General features: G+C 41.2%; 11 protein-coding genes, 9 tRNA genes and 2 rRNA genes. 1 reads left to right on the top strand and 21 read right to left on the bottom strand.

The genetic code is table 11. The features are described 5' to 3' along the window. Positions 1–14 precede the first annotated feature (14 nt). The 9 genes from MKY06_RS01000 to sigW all read right to left on the bottom strand — a co-directional run bounded on the left by MKY06_RS01000 (position 15) and on the right by sigW (position 12,517). Positions 15–1,907, bottom strand: coding sequence for a PTS mannitol transporter subunit IICBA (locus MKY06_RS01000; protein ID WP_098278143.1), 1,893 nt, complete (start codon positions 1,905–1,907; stop codon positions 15–17). A 160-nt stretch (positions 1,908–2,067) separates the two neighbouring features. Then, entirely contained in the window at positions 2,068–3,402 is a 1,335-nt protein-coding gene (locus MKY06_RS00995; protein ID WP_013054977.1) for an SH3 domain-containing protein, read from the bottom strand. A 144-nt stretch (positions 3,403–3,546) separates the two neighbouring features. Further along, positions 3,547–4,263 carry a YebC/PmpR family DNA-binding transcriptional regulator gene (locus MKY06_RS00990; RefSeq protein WP_013054976.1) on the bottom strand — a complete coding sequence of 239 codons (717 nt, stop codon included), beginning with the start codon at positions 4,261–4,263 and terminating at the stop codon, positions 3,547–3,549. 893 nt (positions 4,264–5,156) lie between these two features. After that, the gene (gene glmS, locus MKY06_RS00985) at positions 5,157–6,959 is read right to left on the bottom strand and encodes a glutamine--fructose-6-phosphate transaminase (isomerizing) (protein ID WP_013054974.1); all 1,803 of its coding nucleotides are present in this window, start codon (positions 6,957–6,959) and stop codon (positions 5,157–5,159) included. A gap of 430 nt (positions 6,960–7,389) precedes the next feature. Continuing rightward, positions 7,390–8,736, bottom strand: a complete 1,347-nt coding sequence (gene glmM / locus MKY06_RS00980) for a phosphoglucosamine mutase (protein ID WP_013054973.1) — start codon at positions 8,734–8,736, stop codon at positions 7,390–7,392. Positions 8,737–8,764: 28 nt separating this feature from the next. Next, positions 8,765–10,327: a CdaR family protein gene (locus MKY06_RS00975; protein WP_097826844.1), complete on the bottom strand. Its 1,563-nt coding sequence runs from the start codon at positions 10,325–10,327 to the stop codon at positions 8,765–8,767. Continuing rightward, the gene (gene cdaA / locus MKY06_RS00970; protein WP_013054971.1) at positions 10,320–11,141 is read right to left on the bottom strand and encodes a diadenylate cyclase CdaA; all 822 of its coding nucleotides are present in this window, start codon (positions 11,139–11,141) and stop codon (positions 10,320–10,322) included. Before cdaA ends, MKY06_RS00975 begins: the two co-directional genes overlap by 8 nt. A 192-nt stretch (positions 11,142–11,333) precedes the next feature. Beyond that, entirely contained in the window at positions 11,334–11,939 is a 606-nt protein-coding gene (locus MKY06_RS00965; RefSeq protein ID WP_013054970.1) for an anti-sigma factor family protein, read from the bottom strand. A 14-nt stretch (positions 11,940–11,953) separates the two neighbouring features. Next, positions 11,954–12,517, bottom strand: a complete 564-nt coding sequence (sigW, locus tag MKY06_RS00960; RefSeq protein WP_013054969.1) for an RNA polymerase sigma factor SigW — start codon at positions 12,515–12,517, stop codon at positions 11,954–11,956. 164 nt (positions 12,518–12,681) lie between these two features. Here sigW and MKY06_RS00955 point away from each other — a divergent pair, with 164 nt between their 5' ends. Then, the gene (locus tag MKY06_RS00955) at positions 12,682–12,843 is read left to right on the top strand and encodes an aspartyl-phosphate phosphatase Spo0E family protein (protein WP_013054968.1); all 162 of its coding nucleotides are present in this window, start codon (positions 12,682–12,684) and stop codon (positions 12,841–12,843) included. An 82-nt stretch (positions 12,844–12,925) separates the two neighbouring features. Here MKY06_RS00955 and rocF read toward each other — a convergent pair whose 3' ends face one another. The 12 genes from rocF to MKY06_RS00895 all read right to left on the bottom strand — a co-directional run bounded on the left by rocF (position 12,926) and on the right by MKY06_RS00895 (position 17,922). Beyond that, positions 12,926–13,825, bottom strand: a complete 900-nt coding sequence (gene rocF, locus MKY06_RS00950; RefSeq protein WP_013054967.1) for an arginase — start codon at positions 13,823–13,825, stop codon at positions 12,926–12,928. A gap of 163 nt (positions 13,826–13,988) precedes the next feature. Continuing rightward, positions 13,989–14,064: transfer RNA gene (locus MKY06_RS00945), tRNA-Ala, on the bottom strand. Between the two features lie 21 nt (positions 14,065–14,085). Continuing rightward, a tRNA-Gly gene (locus tag MKY06_RS00940) sits at positions 14,086–14,160 on the bottom strand. A gap of 9 nt (positions 14,161–14,169) precedes the next feature. After that, positions 14,170–14,242: transfer RNA gene (locus tag MKY06_RS00935), tRNA-Lys, on the bottom strand. A 4-nt stretch (positions 14,243–14,246) separates the two neighbouring features. Further along, positions 14,247–14,321 (bottom strand) — tRNA-Gln (locus MKY06_RS00930). Between the two features lie 7 nt (positions 14,322–14,328). Continuing rightward, positions 14,329–14,412, bottom strand: a tRNA-Tyr gene (locus MKY06_RS00925). 8 nt (positions 14,413–14,420) lie between these two features. Then, positions 14,421–14,496 (bottom strand) — tRNA-Thr (locus MKY06_RS00920). 4 nt (positions 14,497–14,500) lie between these two features. Next, positions 14,501–14,576 (bottom strand) — tRNA-Val (locus MKY06_RS00915). Positions 14,577–14,599: 23 nt separating this feature from the next. Next, positions 14,600–14,674, bottom strand: a tRNA-Glu gene (locus MKY06_RS00910). Positions 14,675–14,677: 3 nt separating this feature from the next. Next, positions 14,678–14,752, bottom strand: a tRNA-Asn gene (locus MKY06_RS00905). A 9-nt stretch (positions 14,753–14,761) separates the two neighbouring features. Continuing rightward, positions 14,762–14,877 (bottom strand): 5S ribosomal RNA (rrf, locus tag MKY06_RS00900). Between the two features lie 109 nt (positions 14,878–14,986). Continuing rightward, positions 14,987–17,922: ribosomal RNA gene (locus MKY06_RS00895) — 23S ribosomal RNA — on the bottom strand. Positions 17,923–18,105: the final 183 nt, after the last annotated feature.

The following is an 18,105-nucleotide window of genomic DNA, read 5'->3' as shown; positions in this document are numbered from 1 at the left end:
GCCTTTCTATCCCGTTAGTTACTTTGAATAATAGCCATTAATTCTTTAGCTGATTTGGCATGAACCATCTTTTCAATATTTTCCATATCAGAACATGTAATCGCGATACCAGATAAAATTTCTAAATGGGTGCCGTCTTTTCCGGCAATTCCAAAAATCAAACGAACTTTCTCACCATCAAAATCAACGCCTTCTGGCACTTGAATCACTGTAAAACCGGATCTTAAAACGTTCTTTTTCGCTTCTTCTGTACCGTGCGGAATCGCTACGTCATTTCCCATATAAGTAGAAGTCATATTGTCGCGATCAATCATCGCTTCAACGTAGTTTTCTTCTACATATCCGCCTTTTACTAACACGCTTCCTGCAAATCGAATTGCTTCTTCCTTAGAAGAAAAGTGCTGATTCAAGAAAACGTTTTCTTCTTTTAATAAACCATCATTACTATCTGTATTATTTTCTGCAGATACTCTCTTTTCTTCTTCCGCTTTAGAAGTAGTATGATCATTTTTTAGTTGATCAATTAGTTTGTCATATTCCGGACTAGATAGAAAATTATCAACCGATATATGATACGCATCTGGAACTTTGTTTTGAGCTCTTGGCGTTAGCTCTTCCTGTGTAATAACGATTTGAGCATCACTTGGAATATTACTGATCGCTGTATTCGTTACCGAAATATTTAAATCTGCTTGTTTAACTTTCTTGCGAAGAAGAGAGGCGCCCATCGCACTCGATCCCATACCTGCGTCACAGGCAAAAACAATTTTCTGAACGCTTGCTGGTACTTCGCCTTGCTGTTTTGTAAAGCTTCCTGCTACAGAACTCTTCTTGCCCTTCATCTCTTGCATTTTGCGAGCTGCTTCATCTAAATCTTCGGACTGCTTACCTGTTTTTAAAATGAGTGATCCTACAATAAACGATACGACGGCTGCAACGAGAACACCTGAGATATTTGCAACATAGCTGCCTGCATTACCTGGTGTAGCAGCCAAAATAGCTAAGATACTTCCTGGTGAAGCAACCGCTTGTAAGCCTCCGCCTAAAAGAACAAATGTAAATACGCCGCTCATTCCTCCTAAAATAGCCGCAATGATTAGAAGCGGACGCATTAAAACGTAAGGGAAGTAAATTTCGTGAATTCCGCCAATAAAATGAATGATGGCCGCTCCCGGCGCTGACTGTTTTGCTGTTCCTTTTCCAAAGAAGCAATACGCTAACAGAATTCCTAACCCCGGACCAGGGTTTGTTTCTAATAACAATAGAATGGACTGTCCATTTGTTCGAATTTGTTCTGCTCCGATCGGAGATAAGATACCGTGATTAATAGCATTGTTTAAGAATAAAATTTTAGCTGGTTCAATTAGAATACTTGTAAGTGGAAGAAGGCCATGTGCAACCATCCAATCTACACCCACTACAAGCGCACCTGTAAATCCGTCCACTGCTGGACTAACTCCTAAAAAGGCTAGAATTGCTAGAATTCCTCCAAGAATACCTGCTGAGAAATTATTAATTAACATCTCGAATCCTGTTTTGACTTTACCTTCAATAAACTGATCAAACTTCTTGATGATATAACCGCCAAGCGGTCCCATAATCATAGCGCCTAGAAACATCGGAATATCAGATCCAACGATGACGCCCATGGTCGCGATAGCACCTACAACGCCTCCGCGCTGATCGTGTACAAGCTTTCCTCCTGTATAGCCAATTAGCAGCGGAAGCAAATACTTGACCATTGGATCCACTAGTTTGGCAAGGCTTTCATTTGGAAAAAAGCCTGTTGGAATAAATAAAGCAGTAATAAGTCCCCATGCAATAAATGCTCCGATATTTGGCATAACCATTGAACTTAGAAAGTTCCCAAACTTTTGTACAGCTACTTTTATATTAGATTGAGCCATTTGCTCTCTTCCTTTCTCTACGTGATGATACTTTAATCGTAAGAGATTAAACGCTTTCATTCAATGAATAGGAAAACTAACTTTGTCGTACCACAGACAGACAAAGCTTTTAATTACATAAAAAAGCAGCTGAACTGTAAAAGTTAAGCTGCTTTCTAACTTAATATTTATCTAATTCACTTACAGGAGATTGAATAATAACCGGATTTTTCTCTGGATTTAACCATTTTAAAATAGAGACAACTTGTTCTTTAGAAGTAGCCGTACATCCTGCGGTATAATTTGTTCCTACATGGAAGAAGATTGCACTTCCATTTCCTGGCGTTCTAGATTCATTATAATTAATGACAAACCCATAATCGTAAGCCGGGATGTCCATGTTCTCAGCGCTCGTCCAGCGGCCATTAGCCGGCTTTTGCTGCCACGTATTATATAGAGAACTTTTTGAATCGTCTACCCACACATCATTTGCTGTAATCTTTCGATATGGAAGCTTAGTTCCAGGATTTTCATAGCGTCCGAATGCTGTGCCAATTGTATATTTCCCTGTCGGAGATTCCATATCTCCTTCTTTTTTCGATAAAGCGAATCCTTTTTGCCCAAGTACACCGTTCGCAGTTAAAACTTGCTTCCATTTCCCATCAACTTTTTCAAACGTTTGAATTTTAGCAGACTTCGTATCGTAGTTATCTGCTGTAACCAAGATGACTTGCTGAGCGTTACCTAACGTTTTAAAAGAATCGACTACGAGCTTTGGAGACGCTGTAGCTGAAGCCTGTACATAGTCACTGCTTACATAGCCTGTGCGGCCGTTGTAATTAATTTTGTACCAGCTTCCGCTTTTGCTCACTACAGACAGCTTCTGGCCTTTTGTCACACTTCCTATAGACGCATAGCTAGTGCCCGCTCCGCTTCTTACGTTCAGCGTGCTTGCCGTTACTGTGTACGTTGTGCTTTCTGCTGGCGGCGTTGTTGTTCCTGATGCTTGTACATAATCGCTGCTTACGTAGCCCGTGCGACCGTTATAGTTAATTTTGTACCAGCTTCCGCTTTTGCTCACCACAGACAGCTTCTGGCCTTTTGTCACACTTCCTATAGACGCATAGCTAGTGCCTGCTCCGCTTCTTACATTCAGCGTGCTTGCCGTTACTGTGTACGTTGTGCTTTCTGCTGGCGGCGTTGTTGTTCCTGATGCTTGTACATAATCACTGCTTACGTAGCCCGTGCGACCGTTATAGTTAATTTTGTACCAGCTTCCGCTTTTACTCACCACAGATAGCATTTGATCTTTCACTACGCTGCCGATAATCCCGTAATTCGTTCCCGCTCCGCTTCTCACATTTAGCTTGCTTGCCGTTACTTTATATGTAACTGTCGCTGCATATGCCTTTCCTTGATTTCCCCCAATTGAGCCAAAGCCAGGCGTTACAGCCGTTGCAAGTGTAGCCGTTAACGCCATCCCCACCATTAATTTTTTCAACTGCTTTCCCTCCATTTATCTCTTATAAAATTCTACTATTTTCTATTCTTAATTCATTATCTTACCATATTCCAAACGAAGAGAAAGGGTCAATAGATGCTTTTCACACGGCCTATAAAAAAAAGACAGACCTCTTTGATAGGTCTGCCTCTTTCACTATTATCCTAAATCAACGTTGTGATATACTTGCTGCACGTCTTCTAAGTCCTCTAATGCATCAATCATTTTTTCAAACTGAGCTTGTGCATCTTCAGGAAGAGTGACATCATTTTGAGCAAGCATCGTTTGCTCAGCTACTGTAAATTCCGTAATACCAGCATCGTTGAACGCTTTTTGTACCGCATGGAATTGATCCGGATCAGCATAAACAATTACAGAATCTTCTTCTTCTAAAATGTCACGCACGTCTACATCTGCTTCCATTAACAGTTCTAGCGTCTCTTCTTCATCCTTACCTTCTACACCAATAACAGCTGTTGGATCAAACATGTACGCTACTGATCCGCTTACTCCCATATTACCGCCGTTTTTACCAAAAGCAGCACGCACGTCTGAAGCTGTTCTGTTTACGTTATTCGTAAGAGCATCTACGATAACCATTGAGCCATTTGGTCCAAAACCTTCGTAACGAAGATTATCGTAATTTTCTTCTGATCCGCCTTTTGCTTTTTCAATCGCACGATCAATAATTGCTTTTGGCACATTGTATGTTTTCGCGCGTTCTAATACAACTTTTAACGCTTGGTTTGATTCTGGATCTGGCTCGCCTTGTTTCGCAGCCACATAAATTTCACGGCCAAACTTGGCATATATACGACTTGTATTAGCATCTTTTGACGCTTTCTTTTCTTTAATATTGTTCCACTTACGGCCCATATTGTTTCACTCTCTTTCAAAATTGAATCTAATAAAATAAATAGGCAATGATATATCCGTTTTTATTATACATCAATTCCCTCTTATCTTTCGAGTTTAATACTTAAAAAAGAAAAGCAATCTTTTGGTATATTTCGTTAACTAAATAAATGAGAAAACCATTTGAGAACAGGCTGAATGATTTTGATATACACTTTTTTAAGGGGGTTATATATACATGTCATCCAAAACCAGCGTAAAGGGTAATAGATTATATGAATTCCGATCCACTTAAATCCCTTCCAGAAACAGAAAAAGATACGCTGACAGAATGAAAGCACAGGAAGAACAATTTCATTGTAAAAAGGCAGCACAAGGTATTTCCAAAAAAGATAACAAGGGTAACAAACTAAATACAATATAGGATATACGGCATACCTCCATATAAATCTAGTTATAGGCAAAAAACATCGTTTCCAAACAAAGAGAATACAAGGATATATTATCTCATTCCATAGCCAAGAAATAGGGTAGACGAACAGAAAACGTATGATGTATATCCAAATGAAATAAAAGATAGGTTGAATGATTCTTTTTCCTATCCACATGAGGGGCTGAGCGATGAAATATATCCATATTTTACAAAAGACTTGAAATACAAAATAAAAGGGAAAATACAAGACAAAAAAGATGCCTCTCAACACGTACTTTATACTTTGAGCCAATCCACTAATGCTTTCCACATCCTTTTTAATAGCTGAGGTTCGTTCCTTTACCTATTTCATTATATAAAATAAATGGAGCAAGCAAATATATTTTTTAGCTCAATGAGACTTATGATAAAACAAGTGTTTGTTCTCTTTCTCGGATATACAAAAACACCCTTCTATAGTAGAAGGGTGTCTAGAACCTTATTATTCTACAGTAACTGATTTTGCTAAGTTACGTGGTTTATCTACATCACAATCGCGGTGCAGTGCAGCGTAGTAAGAGATTAATTGTAAAGGAATAACCGCTGCTAATGGTGAAAGTGTTTCATGAACTTTCGGAATCACGTAGCGATCTTCTTCTGTTTCTAATCCTTTCATTGAAATGATACAAGGATTAGCTCCACGTGCTACTACTTCTTTTACGTTACCACGGATGCTTAAGTTTACATGCTCTTGTGTTGCTAATGCAATAATTGGCGTATTGTTTTCAATTAAAGCGATTGTTCCGTGCTTAAGCTCTCCTCCAGCAAATCCTTCTGCTTGGATGTAAGAGATTTCTTTTAGTTTTAACGCACCTTCTAAACCTACATAATAATCGACAGAACGTCCAATAAAGAATGCGTTGCGAGTTGTTGCTAAGAATTGAAGAGCAATGCTTTCCATTTCTTCTTTGTCGTCGCAAAGTACTTCCATTGTGTTTGCTACGATTGCTAACTCTTGAACTAAATCAAATTCTAATTCAATGCCGCGTGTTTTTGCTGTTACAGCCGCTAGAATTGATAGCACTGCTAATTGAGCTGTGTAAGCTTTTGTTGATGCTACAGCAATTTCCGGACCTGCATGAAGTAATAACGTATAATCAGATTCACGAGATAATGTTGATCCCGGAACGTTTGTGATTGTTAACGCTTTGTAACCTAGTTCTTTAATTTGAACTAATACTGCACGGCTGTCAGCTGTTTCTCCACTTTGAGAGATAAAGATAAACAATGGCTTTTCAGATAAAAGCGGCATGTTATAAGAGAATTCACTTGCTACGTGCACTTCTACTGGAACCTTCGCCCACGTTTCAATGAATTGTTTACCTACTAGGCCTGCATGATAGCTTGTTCCACATGCTACGATATAGATGCGGTCTGCTTCATCCATTGCTCCTAAAATGTCTGCATCAATGTGCAGTTCATTGTTCTCATTTTGATACTCTTGAATGATTTTACGAACAACTAAAGGCTGCTCATCAATTTCTTTTAACATATAGTGAGGGTACGTACCTTTTTCAATATCACTTGCATCAAGCTCTGCTGTATAAGGTGCTCTTTCTACCACTTCACCATCAAGCGTTTTAATTGTTACGCCTTCTTTTGTAACAATTACTGTTTCTTTATCCATTAATTCTACGTATTGATCTGTTACTTGAAGCATTGCCATAGCATCGCTCGCTACAACGTTAAATCCTTCGCCAACACCTACAAGAAGCGGGCTTTTGTTTTTAGCTACGTAGATTGTATTTTTATCTTTGTTATCAACAAGAGCTAGTGCATAAGAACCGTGAAGCAAGCTCACTGTCTTACGGAACGCTTCTTCTACATCTAAGCCTTCTGCTGCGATTTTTTCAATTAACTGAACGATTACTTCTGTATCCGTTTCGCTTTTGAACGTTACATCTTGTAAATATTCACGTTTCAAAATAGCATAGTTTTCAATTACACCGTTATGCACAAGTGTGAAGCGTCCAGATGTACTTTGATGCGGGTGAGCATTTTCTTGGCTTGGTACACCATGAGTTGCCCAACGCGTATGACCGATACCTGCTGGTGCTACAACACTGTTATCTACTGCCTGACGCAATTCTGCAATACGGCCTTTTTCTTTGAATACGTGTACGCCTTCATTGTTAACAACTGCAATACCCGCTGAGTCATAGCCACGATATTCTAACTTTTCAAGACCACGTAATAAAATTTCTTTCGAATCTTCTGTTCCAATATATCCTACAATTCCGCACATAGATAAAATCCTCCTTCATGTATGAAAAGAGAGTCTCTTTTCATCATCAATGATTATCATCTCAATGCTTTTGTCCAATAAGTCACCTCATTGTTTTTCACATCAAGTTTTCGGCCGTGATAATCAACAACCGGGAGGCATCCGCCGATACTTCGATAAACCTCCTCCTCGTCAACTAAGTCGTTTCCGTCCCTTTACTTAGTTCAGGCGCTTTGTATTCACTTTTAAAATAGATTGTTCACTCCTTTACATAAATTAAGAGACGAACAGATTTAATATTACAATAAGAAGTGAGAAAACGTCAATTATCTTCTTTATTATCTGCAAAAACAGCCTTTGGCATCAGATAATTTCCAAGAATTTTTCTCAACAATATAAAAATATGCATAAACGGCTTGAAACGTCACCGCTTATGCATATAATTAATGAATTACTCTAAGCCCATTTCTTCTTTTACTACTTCTACGATACGCGTTACATAAGTTTCACATTCTTCTTGTGTTTGTGCTTCAACCATCACACGCACTAACGGCTCTGTTCCTGAAGGGCGTACAAGTACTCGGCCATTACCGTTCATTTCTTTTTCCACTTCTTCAATAACCACTTTTACCTTCTCGTTATCTGTAACATGATGCTTATCTGTTACTTTTACATTTACAAGAAGCTGAGGATATTTCTTCATTTCAGCTGCTAATTCTGATAAAGGCTTTTTCGTTGCTTGCATAATGTTTACAAGCTGAATAGCTGAAAGCATACCGTCACCTGTTGTGTTGTAATCTAAGAAAATAATATGACCTGACTGTTCTCCACCTAGGTTATATTGATTAGCTTTCATTTCTTCCACTACATAACGGTCGCCCACACCAGTTTGTGCACTTTCAATCCCGCTAGCTTCTAGTGCTTTATAGAAGCCTAAGTTACTCATAACGGTAGAAACAAGCGTGTTTTTCTTTAAACGTCCTTGTTCATACAAGTATTTTGCACAAATGAACATGATTTGATCACCGTCTACAATCTCGCCTTTTTCATCGATTGCGATTAAACGATCTCCGTCTCCATCAAATGCTAACCCAACATCTGCTCCTTTTTCTTTTAAGAAGGCACTTAATGCTTCCGGATGTGTAGATCCTACACCGTCATTGATGTTTAATCCGTTTGGAGATGCCCCCATTGTAGAAATATCTGCATCTAGATCTGCAAATAAATGTGCTGCTAAAGATGACGTTGCCCCGTGCGCACAGTCTAATGCCACATGAATACCTGAGAAGTCTTCATCAACCGTTTGTTTTAAGTATTGAAGATATTTTTGTCCACCTTCGAAGTAGTCATTTACCTGACCTAAGTCTCCCCCAACAGGTCTTGGTAATTGATCTGTGTCACTATCCATTAACGCTTCAATTTCATTCTCTTGGGCATCTGAAAGTTTAAATCCATCTGGACCAAAGAATTTAATTCCGTTATCTTGAACTGGGTTATGCGAAGCAGAGATCATGACTCCTGCTTGTGCGCCAAGTGCTTTTGTTAAATACGCTACCCCTGGAGTTGAAATAACGCCTAGTCGCATAACTTCTGCTCCAATTGAAAGCAATCCTGCAACAAGCGCTCCTTCTAACATATGACCAGAAACGCGTGTATCGCGTCCGATTAATACTTTTGGTCGCTCTGAATCTTTTGTTAGAACGTAACCACCTAAGCGTCCAATTTTAAAAGCAAGCTCAGGAGTTAATTCACTATTGGCAACTCCTCGTACTCCGTCTGTTCCAAAATACTTACCCATTAATTTTCTCTCCTTCATGTCAAAACATTTAGTTTCCTGATGTATTATCTGTCTGTCCATCTACGGGTGTAGAATTTTCATCACTTTGATTACTACTGTCGTCACCAGTTTCTGTACTATCTGTTGGTGTATCTGTATTGTCTTCAGGTGTATCAGTCTCTTCGCTTGGTTTATCAGCTGAATCAGCTGAATCACCTGAATTTCCCGTCCCAGGATTTGTTCCTGATCCAGTTCCCGTGTCTGGCTTTGTTTCTTTATCGCTCGTACTTCCACTTGTTTCTTTATCATCTGTTTGCTCATCATTTGTCCCTGATTGTTTTTTCGCTGTTACACGAACTTTTGCCTGTTTAGTCGATAGAGTTGATGTAACGGAGTCGGGACTATTTATTATAATAGGAACCGTGTGCTCCCCGGCAGATAAATTCCCTACATTCGCTGACAAGCTAATGCCGCTTTTCGTCAACTTATCTAAATCAGATTTTGGTCCTTTTACATCCGCATCTACTGAAGTAGGAGAAAGCAGTTCATACGTGTACTTTGAGGATTGACCAGTTAAAGAAACCGGTAAATTCTTAAATGACTTAGTCTCAGCTGCACTTGCGTCCGTTTCTTCTGCGTCTTTCTCATCACCTTGTTTGTCTACTTCCACATGAACGGTAATTTGTTTAGGACTTACACTATCTATTCCGTCTGGAACAGGGACGTTCACCTTAATATCTTTAGATTTCGTAATACCGGTAACATCGACTGGAATATTATCAATTTTATCGATTTTTTCTAAAGAATCAGATGGACCGATAATTTTCACTGTATCTGTTTTAGGCTCTAGCTTCGTAATGTTGACACCGTCGCCTGGCGTGCCTTCTTGAATCACATCGATCGGCACTTTTTTACTAATATTTCTCACTGGGATTGTTACATTGACCGTTTCTGGTTGAACTGTTACATTCAATTTATTTAAATTCTTGTCTAGTGCGACAACAGTTGCTTGTTTCGTCACTGTTTTTGAAGCATTATCTAAATCAATAATAGCTTTCACATAAGCAACTTGATCTAATTGACTTGATGCGCCCGTTACCGTGACGGCTCTTGGACTAACGGTTGCTTCCCCTGCTTCATATCCATTCTTGACCTTGTTTTTATCATAGCTTGCCTCTACTGAAAACTGTTTTGAATCGCGTTCTTCAATTGTTACGTTTACAATATCAGGCTTAACCACTACGTTTAAATTATCAGAGATATTTCGATACTGAACCTTGACTCTATGCTGCCCTAAGCTTAAATTATCAAGGTCAATATAAGCTTGATAATCTTTTTGTAACTTTGTTTGAGCCAAAATATTTTTAGGACCTTCCAGTGTCATAATAACCGTATCCGGAACACCTCTTACAATTCTGTTCTTCTCATTATAGGATACTTGAACTGGAACATCTGTTAATGTTTCTACTCCAGTGTTGGCAGAACTGCTTCGGTTCAGAATCTTATTTGATGAACTGGCACCATCATCTAAATTAACAGATAAATATAACATGAAGGCTAACAGCAACGCGATAATTTTCATAACCCACGATCGATTCATCAATTTATCCATTCTTCTTCAACCTCCATTGCCAACGAGTGGAAGAAGTTGCTTTAGAAGTTGTGACTAATTCTTTTTCTAGCATTTCTCTTAATGTATCAATTGTCAATTCACGATACAATTCACCATTTTTGGTAACGGAAATGCCTCCAGTTTCTTCAGATACAATAACAGTCACACTATCTGTTACTTCACTTATTCCTACAGCAGCACGATGGCGAGTACCTAATTCTTTTGAAATAAAAGGACTTTCAGATAAAGGTAAGTAACATGCTGCAGCGGCTACTTGATCCCGCTGTAAAATAACCGCTCCATCATGAAGTGGTGTATTTGGTATAAATAGGTTGATTAATAATTCAGAAGAAATATTCGAGTTGAGCGGTATACCTGTTTCAATATAATCACCCATACCCGTCTCTCTTTCGATTGAGATCAATGCACCTATGCGTCTTTTAGCCATATAATGCGTTGCTTTTATAATCGCCTCAATCGTAACGGTACGCTCATCTTCTTCAGGCAAATTACTGCGTGAAAACAAACGTCCTCTCCCAAGCTGTTCAAGCGCTCGGCGCAGCTCTGGCTGGAAGATAATAATGATAGCTAAAAACCCATACGTTAACGCTTGGTCCATTAACCATTGCAGCGTATTTAGTCCAAGGAAGTTACTTATAAAGCGAACAACTAAAATCACCGTGATTCCTTTTAAAAGCTGTACTGCTTTTGTACCTCTTATGACCATAATTAATTTATATATGACGAACCATACCAGGAGAACATCAACAATTTTTCCTAAATATGAGAGGATTGGCAGGTCTCCAATAGGCATCTTCTCACTTCCTCTATATATGTAATAAAGATAACATAACCGTTTTATTATACCATAAAACAAAATTACACTGTAAATTACATCTTATTTTTAAATCCTTGTTCCTATATAATGTAGCCTTCTTTTTATATAAATAAAACCGTCCACTGTTCCTCTCTAACAAGATAAGCGGACGATTTTATGTTTCAACTATTAAAAGTCAACAGCTTGTTTGGCGTGAGTTTTGACGTTATACCATACCCAGTCAAAAATCTTGTCTAACTCTTCAATATTGCCTGTCACTTCTCCTGCAGAAGCTAGATACTTATCACCATGTATAACAGTAACGTTTCCATCTACTTTTCCTTCAATTTTAATATCGCCATTTCTCACAGTAATATCACCTTTGACGGTCTCACCTTTTGGTACAACGACTGTTTTATCGTGAATGACCAAGTTCGACTGCTTTGAAACAGAAAAGTCTTCATCCGTTTCCCAAGCTGAAAACACGGTGCCGGACATTAACAGCACAAATACAGCAGCTGCACTAAGAATCGGGTGGTTTGTAAACCATCTATTCATTCGAATTCGATTCTTCTCACGTGGTAACCCAGCCATGACACCTGCTGTAAAGTTCATAGGTAATTCTATATGAGAAGTGCTTTGCACAAATGCAATGGTTCTTTTTAACTGATGCATATGCTGCTGACAATCTTTGCATTGATGCAAATGCTCTTTTAATAACAGTTCATTTTCTTTTGTAATATCTCCATCTAAATGCTCATGAATGAGATTTACATACATTTTTGGACATTTCATTCTTAGTTCACTCCTTACAAGTGGCGAAGTCGATTTCTTAAAGCTTCACGTCCTCTATGAATTCTAGTCTTTACCGTACCAAGAGGCAGGTCTAAAATATCGCTGATTTCTTTTAACGACAGCTCATCTATATATTTTAGGACAATGACAGTTCGATATTTCTCAGGTAGCTTTAATATTTCCGACTGAATGAATTCTTGCAATTCTACTTGCTCTAGTTCTTCTTCTGGTAAGGCCTGATCGGCAGCTATTTGAGAGTACATATTTAACCCGTCGGTCCCGGCTACTTCTGCATCTAAATAATAGTCTGGCTTTTTTTTACGAATTCGATCAATACAAAGATTTGTAGCAATTCGATATAACCAGGTGGAAAACTTTTTACTCGTGTCATAGCTATGAATATTTACATAGGCTCGAATAAACGCTTCTTGGGCAGCGTCTTGCGCTTCTTCCCGGTTTCCTAACATTCGATAACATAGATGAAAAAGTTTATCCTTGTGATATTCTACTATGTCAGCAAACGCATCCTGGTCACCTTTTTTTACTTTTTTTATTTTTCTTTTTAATAATAAATCCATGTAACGGTTACCTCCGCCCATTGCGGGATAGTATATATACGTGTACTTTATCATAAAGTTTCACTTATGCTTAATTATTTTAACAAAAATTTGTCAAATACGTTTAAAAAGATCGTACGTAGGTTATGTAATTAGTATAGATGAAAAGAAGAGGAGTGGAAAGCTTGACTCATACAAAAGAGAACCTTTTGAATCAAATTGAAGAATGTAGAAATAACATGGTCACTCTTGCAGCAGAAAACCCTTTATCATCACTAACAGTAGTGAGAGTAAGTTCAGAGCTAGATGGTTTATTAAATGAATATGAAAAGTTTTTCTCTATATAAAGAAGCTCTCGAATCCGAACTAAGAGCTTCTTTTTTTTATCTTCATATATATTTCATGTACCTTTTGGTAGGTACTAATGTTTTATACTAATTTCTCTCCTAAAAGTGAGCCCATTAATGCAACAGCTACGGTAGCTGTTTTATTCCGTTCATCTAAAATAGGATTTACTTCCACAAACTCAGCAGAAGTGATTAGCTGAGATTCTGCTAACATCTCCATAGCTAAATGACTTTCTCTGTAGCTTATTCCACCGATAACTGGCGTTCCTACTCCAGGTGCATCATGTGGATCCAATCCATCTAAATCGAGTGATAGATGAACGCCATCTGTTTTATCACGCAAATATAAAATTGTTTCTTCCATTACTTTTGTCATACCCATTCGATCTATCTCATGCATCGTATACACTTTAATCCCTTTTTCCTTTATTAACTCTTTTTCTCCTTCATCTAAAGAACGTGCTCCGATAATCACAATATTTTCCGGCTTGACTTTAGGTGTATAACCACCAATTCGAGTCAATGCGTCGTCTCCTATACCTATACTTGCCGCCAATGGCATACCGTGAATATTTCCTGAAGGAGACGTATCTGCTGTATTCAAATCTCCGTGTGCATCATACCAAATCACGCCCAAGTTTTTATAATGACGACTTACTCCTGCTAGTGTTCCGATAGCGATGCTGTGATCTCCCCCCAGTACTAAAGGAAACCTTTTATTTGTAATAACATCACTTACGGTCTGAGCAAGCCTCTCGCTAGCATCTGCTACAGCTTTTAAATTCTTTAAGTTTGTATTTTCATCACTATGTACTCGTTCAGCTAAGGCAATTTCAATATTCCCTTTATCTTCTACACTATATCCAATATTCTCGATGCGTTCAATAACACCTGCATATCGTATCGCACTTGGCCCCATATCGACCCCTCGGCGAGTTTGACCTAAATCCATTGGTACTCCAATAATTGAAAGCTTATTCATAATATGTCCCCCCATCACAAATGTTGCTACTCTCCTATTGTAACGGCTAAATGAGCGATGGCTCAACTCGACACTTTTTTGAATATATATACAATTCTAATTTGTAGAAACTACATAAAAAAACCTTTAAGCAATTTGCTTAAAGGTTGTATGTTTATATGTATGGTGGAGCCTAGCGGGATCGAACCGCTGACCTCCTGCGTGCAAGGCAGGCGCTCTCCCAGCTGAGCTAAGGCCCCAATATCTTTTTTATATAGAAATGGAGCGGAAGACGAGGTTCGAACTCGCGACCCCCACCTTGGCAAGGTGGTGTTCTACCACTGAACTACTTCCGCTTATTAAAATGAGCCATGAAGGACTCGAACCTTCGACCCTCTGATTAAAAGTCAGATGCTCTACCAACTGAGCTAATGGCTCTCTATGGCTGGGCTAGCTGGATTCGAACCAACGCATGACGGAATCAAAATCCGTTGCCTTACCGCTTGGCGATAGCCCAATAAAAATGGTGGAGGGGGGCAGATTCGAACTGCCGAACCCGAAGGAGCGGATTTACAGTCCGCCGCGTTTAGCCACTTCGCTACCCCTCCAATATAAATGGTGCCGGCAAGAGGACTTGAACCCCCAACCTACTGATTACAAGTCAGTTGCTCTACCAGTTGAGCTACACCGGCACGGTGGTGGAGGATGACGGGATCGAACCGCCGACCCCCTGCTTGTAAGGCAGGTGCTCTCCCAGCTGAGCTAATCCTCCACTATTATGTAGATAAAAATAAATGGTGACCCGTACGGGATTCGAACCCGTGTTACCGCCGTGAAAGGGCGGTGTCTTAACCGCTTGACCAACGGGCCAGTTGGCTCCACAGGTAGGACTCGAACCTACGACCGATCGGTTAACAGCCGATAGCTCTACCACTGAGCTACTGTGGAATAATAAAAGCCTGGCAACGTCCTACTCTCACAGGGACAAAGTCCCAACTACCATTGGCGCTAAAGAGCTTAACTTCCGTGTTCGGTATGGGAACGGGTGTGACCTCTTCGCTATCGCCACCAGACATATTATATTATACATGATTTCCAAAAGAAAGCAAGACTTTTTTAAAAAGTTTTGTTCTCTCAAAACTAGGTAACAGTTTGCTGAGTAAAGCTTACGCTTTTAAAGTTTTGGTTAAGTCCTCGATCGATTAGTATCAGTCAGCTACACATGTCGCCACGCTTCCACCTCTGACCTATCAACCTGATCATCTTTCAGGGATCTTACTAGCTTGCGCTATGGGAAATCTCATCTTGAGGGGGGCTTCATGCTTAGATGCTTTCAGCACTTATCCCGTCCACACATAGCTACCCAGCGATGCCTTTGGCAAGACAACTGGTACACCAGCGGTGTGTCCATCCCGGTCCTCTCGTACTAAGGACAGCTCCTCTCAAATTTCCTACGCCCACGACGGATAGGGACCGAACTGTCTCACGACGTTCTGAACCCAGCTCGCGTACCGCTTTAATGGGCGAACAGCCCAACCCTTGGGACCGACTACAGCCCCAGGATGCGATGAGCCGACATCGAGGTGCCAAACCTCCCCGTCGATGTGGACTCTTGGGGGAGATAAGCCTGTTATCCCCGGGGTAGCTTTTATCCGTTGAGCGATGGCCCTTCCATGCGGAACCACCGGATCACTAAGCCCGACTTTCGTCCCTGCTCGACTTGTAGGTCTCGCAGTCAAGCTCCCTTGTGCCTTTACACTCTACGAATGATTTCCAACCATTCTGAGGGAACCTTTGGGCGCCTCCGTTACATTTTAGGAGGCGACCGCCCCAGTCAAACTGCCCACCTGACACTGTCTCCCGGCCCGATCAGGGCCGCGGGTTAGAATTTCAATACAGCCAGGGTAGTATCCCACCGACGCCTCCACCGAAGCTAGCGCTCCGGCTTCTCAGGCTCCTACCTATCCTGTACAAGCTGTACCAAAATTCAATATCAGGCTACAGTAAAGCTCCACGGGGTCTTTCCGTCCTGTCGCGGGTAACCTGCATCTTCACAGGTACTATAATTTCACCGAGTCTCTCGTTGAGACAGTGCCCAGATCGTTACGCCTTTCGTGCGGGTCGGAACTTACCCGACAAGGAATTTCGCTACCTTAGGACCGTTATAGTTACGGCCGCCGTTTACTGGGGCTTCGATTCAGAGCTTCTCCCAAAGGATAACCCCTCCTCTTAACCTTCCAGCACCGGGCAGGCGTCAGCCCCTATACTTCGCCTTGCGGCTTCGCAGAGACCTGTGTTTTTGCTAAACAGTCGCCTGGGCCTATTCACTGCGGCTCTCTCGGGCTATACACCCTACCAGAGCACCCCTTCTCCCGAAGTTACGGGGTCATTTTGCCGAGTTCCTTAACGAGAGTTCTCTCGATCACCTTAGGATTCTCTCCTCGCCTACCTGTGTCGGTTTGCGGTACGGGCACCTCCCGCCTCGCTAGAGGCTTTTCTTGGCAGTGTGGAATCAGGAACTTCGGTACTATAATTCCCTCGTCATCACAGCTCAGCCTTTATGATGAGCGGATTTGCCTACTCATCAGCCTAACTGCTTGAACGCGCATATCCAGCAGCGCGCTTACCCTATCCTACTGCGTCCCCCCATTACTCAAACGGCGGGGAGGTGGTACAGGAATATCAACCTGTTGGCCATCGCCTACGCTTTTCAGCCTCGGCTTAGGTCCCGACTAACCCTGAGCGGACGAGCCTTCCTCAGGAAACCTTAGGCATTCGGTGGACAAGATTCTCACTTGTCTTTCGCTACTCATACCGGCATTCTCACTTCTAAGCGCTCCACCAGTCCTTACGGTCTGACTTCACAGCACTTAGAACGCTCTCCTACCACTGACATCTAAGATGTCAATCCACAGCTTCGGTGATACGTTTAGCCCCGGTACATTTTCGGCGCAGAGTCACTCGACCAGTGAGCTATTACGCACTCTTTAAATGGTGGCTGCTTCTAAGCCAACATCCTGGTTGTCTAAGCAACTCCACATCCTTTTCCACTTAACGTATACTTGGGGACCTTAGCTGGTGGTCTGGGCTGTTTCCCTTTTGACTACGGATCTTATCACTCGCAGTCTGACTCCCATGGATAAGTCTTTGGCATTCGGAGTTTGACTGAATTCGGTAACCCGTTGGGGGCCCCTAGTCCAATCAGTGCTCTACCTCCAAGACTCTTACAACATGAGGCTAGCCCTAAAGCTATTTCGGAGAGAACCAGCTATCTCCAGGTTCGATTGGAATTTCTCCGCTACCCACACCTCATCCCCGCACTTTTCAACGTGCGTGGGTTCGGGCCTCCATTCAGTGTTACCTGAACTTCACCCTGGACATGGGTAGATCACCTGGTTTCGGGTCTACAACCACATACTAAACGCCCTATTCAGACTCGCTTTCGCTACGGCTCCGCCTTATCAGCTTAACCTTGCATGGGATCGTAACTCGCCGGTTCATTCTACAAAAGGCACGCCATCACCCGTTAACGGGCTCTGACTACTTGTAGGCACACGGTTTCAGGATCTCTTTCACTCCCCTTCCGGGGTGCTTTTCACCTTTCCCTCACGGTACTGGTTCACTATCGGTCACTAGGTAGTATTTAGCCTTGGGAGATGGTCCTCCCAGCTTCCGACGGAATTTCACGTGTTCCGCCGTACTCAGGATCCACTCAAGAGGGAACGAAGTTTCAACTACAGGGTTGTTACCTTCTTCGACGGACCTTTCCAGGTCGCTTCATTTACTTCGTTCCTTTGTAACTCCGTATAGAGTGTCCTACAACCCCAAGAGGCAAGCCTCTTGGTTTGGGCTAATTCCGTTTCGCTCGCCGCTACTCAGGAAATCGCATTTGCTTTCTCTTCCTCCGGGTACTTAGATGTTTCAGTTCCCCGGGTCTGCCTTCAATATCCTATGTATTCAGATAAAGATACTGTTCCATTACGAACAGTGGGTTTCCCCATTCGGAAATCTCCGGATCAAAGCTCACTTACAGCTCCCCGAAGCATATCGGTGTTAGTCCCGTCCTTCATCGGCTCCTAGTGCCAAGGCATTCACCGTGCGCCCTTTCTAACTTAACCATTAGCGAATAAATGGTACAACATAATGTTGTGTTATTTATTGGTTTGATTAAAGAAAAGTTTCACTTTTCCTCAGCAATTACTGTTATCTAGTTTTCAAAGAACAATCGCAACCAAAATTCTTCTTATTAGATAAGAAGAAAGTAGTGTGCTTTCTATAATTGAGAGATTGAACTCTCAAAA

The organism is Priestia sp. FSL P4-0332, from assembly GCF_038005845.1.
Taxonomy (GTDB): domain Bacteria; phylum Bacillota; class Bacilli; order Bacillales; family Bacillaceae_H; genus Priestia.
Note: the sequence above shows the minus strand (reverse complement) of the source record. Positions and strands in the feature narration are given on the sequence as shown.

What these genes read in the sequence shown, in the direction of transcription:
- MKY06_RS01000 (WP_098278143.1), bottom strand. Translation starts at nt 1,907, where the DNA reads ATGGCTCAATCTAATATAAAAGTAGCTGTACAAAAGTTTGGGAACTTT.
- MKY06_RS00995 (WP_013054977.1), bottom strand. Translation starts at nt 3,402, where the DNA reads ATGGAGGGAAAGCAGTTGAAAAAATTAATGGTGGGGATGGCGTTAACG.
- MKY06_RS00990 (WP_013054976.1), bottom strand. Translation starts at nt 4,263, where the DNA reads ATGGGCCGTAAGTGGAACAATATTAAAGAAAAGAAAGCGTCAAAAGAT.
- glmS (WP_013054974.1), bottom strand. Translation starts at nt 6,959, where the DNA reads ATGTGCGGAATTGTAGGATATATTGGAACAGAAGATTCGAAAGAAATT.
- glmM (WP_013054973.1), bottom strand. Translation starts at nt 8,736, where the DNA reads ATGGGTAAGTATTTTGGAACAGACGGAGTACGAGGAGTTGCCAATAGT.
- MKY06_RS00975 (WP_097826844.1), bottom strand. Translation starts at nt 10,327, where the DNA reads ATGGATAAATTGATGAATCGATCGTGGGTTATGAAAATTATCGCGTTG.
- cdaA (WP_013054971.1), bottom strand. Translation starts at nt 11,141, where the DNA reads ATGCCTATTGGAGACCTGCCAATCCTCTCATATTTAGGAAAAATTGTT.
- MKY06_RS00965 (WP_013054970.1), bottom strand. Translation starts at nt 11,939, where the DNA reads ATGAAATGTCCAAAAATGTATGTAAATCTCATTCATGAGCATTTAGAT.
- sigW (WP_013054969.1), bottom strand. Translation starts at nt 12,517, where the DNA reads ATGGATTTATTATTAAAAAGAAAAATAAAAAAAGTAAAAAAAGGTGAC.
- rocF (WP_013054967.1), bottom strand. Translation starts at nt 13,825, where the DNA reads ATGAATAAGCTTTCAATTATTGGAGTACCAATGGATTTAGGTCAAACT.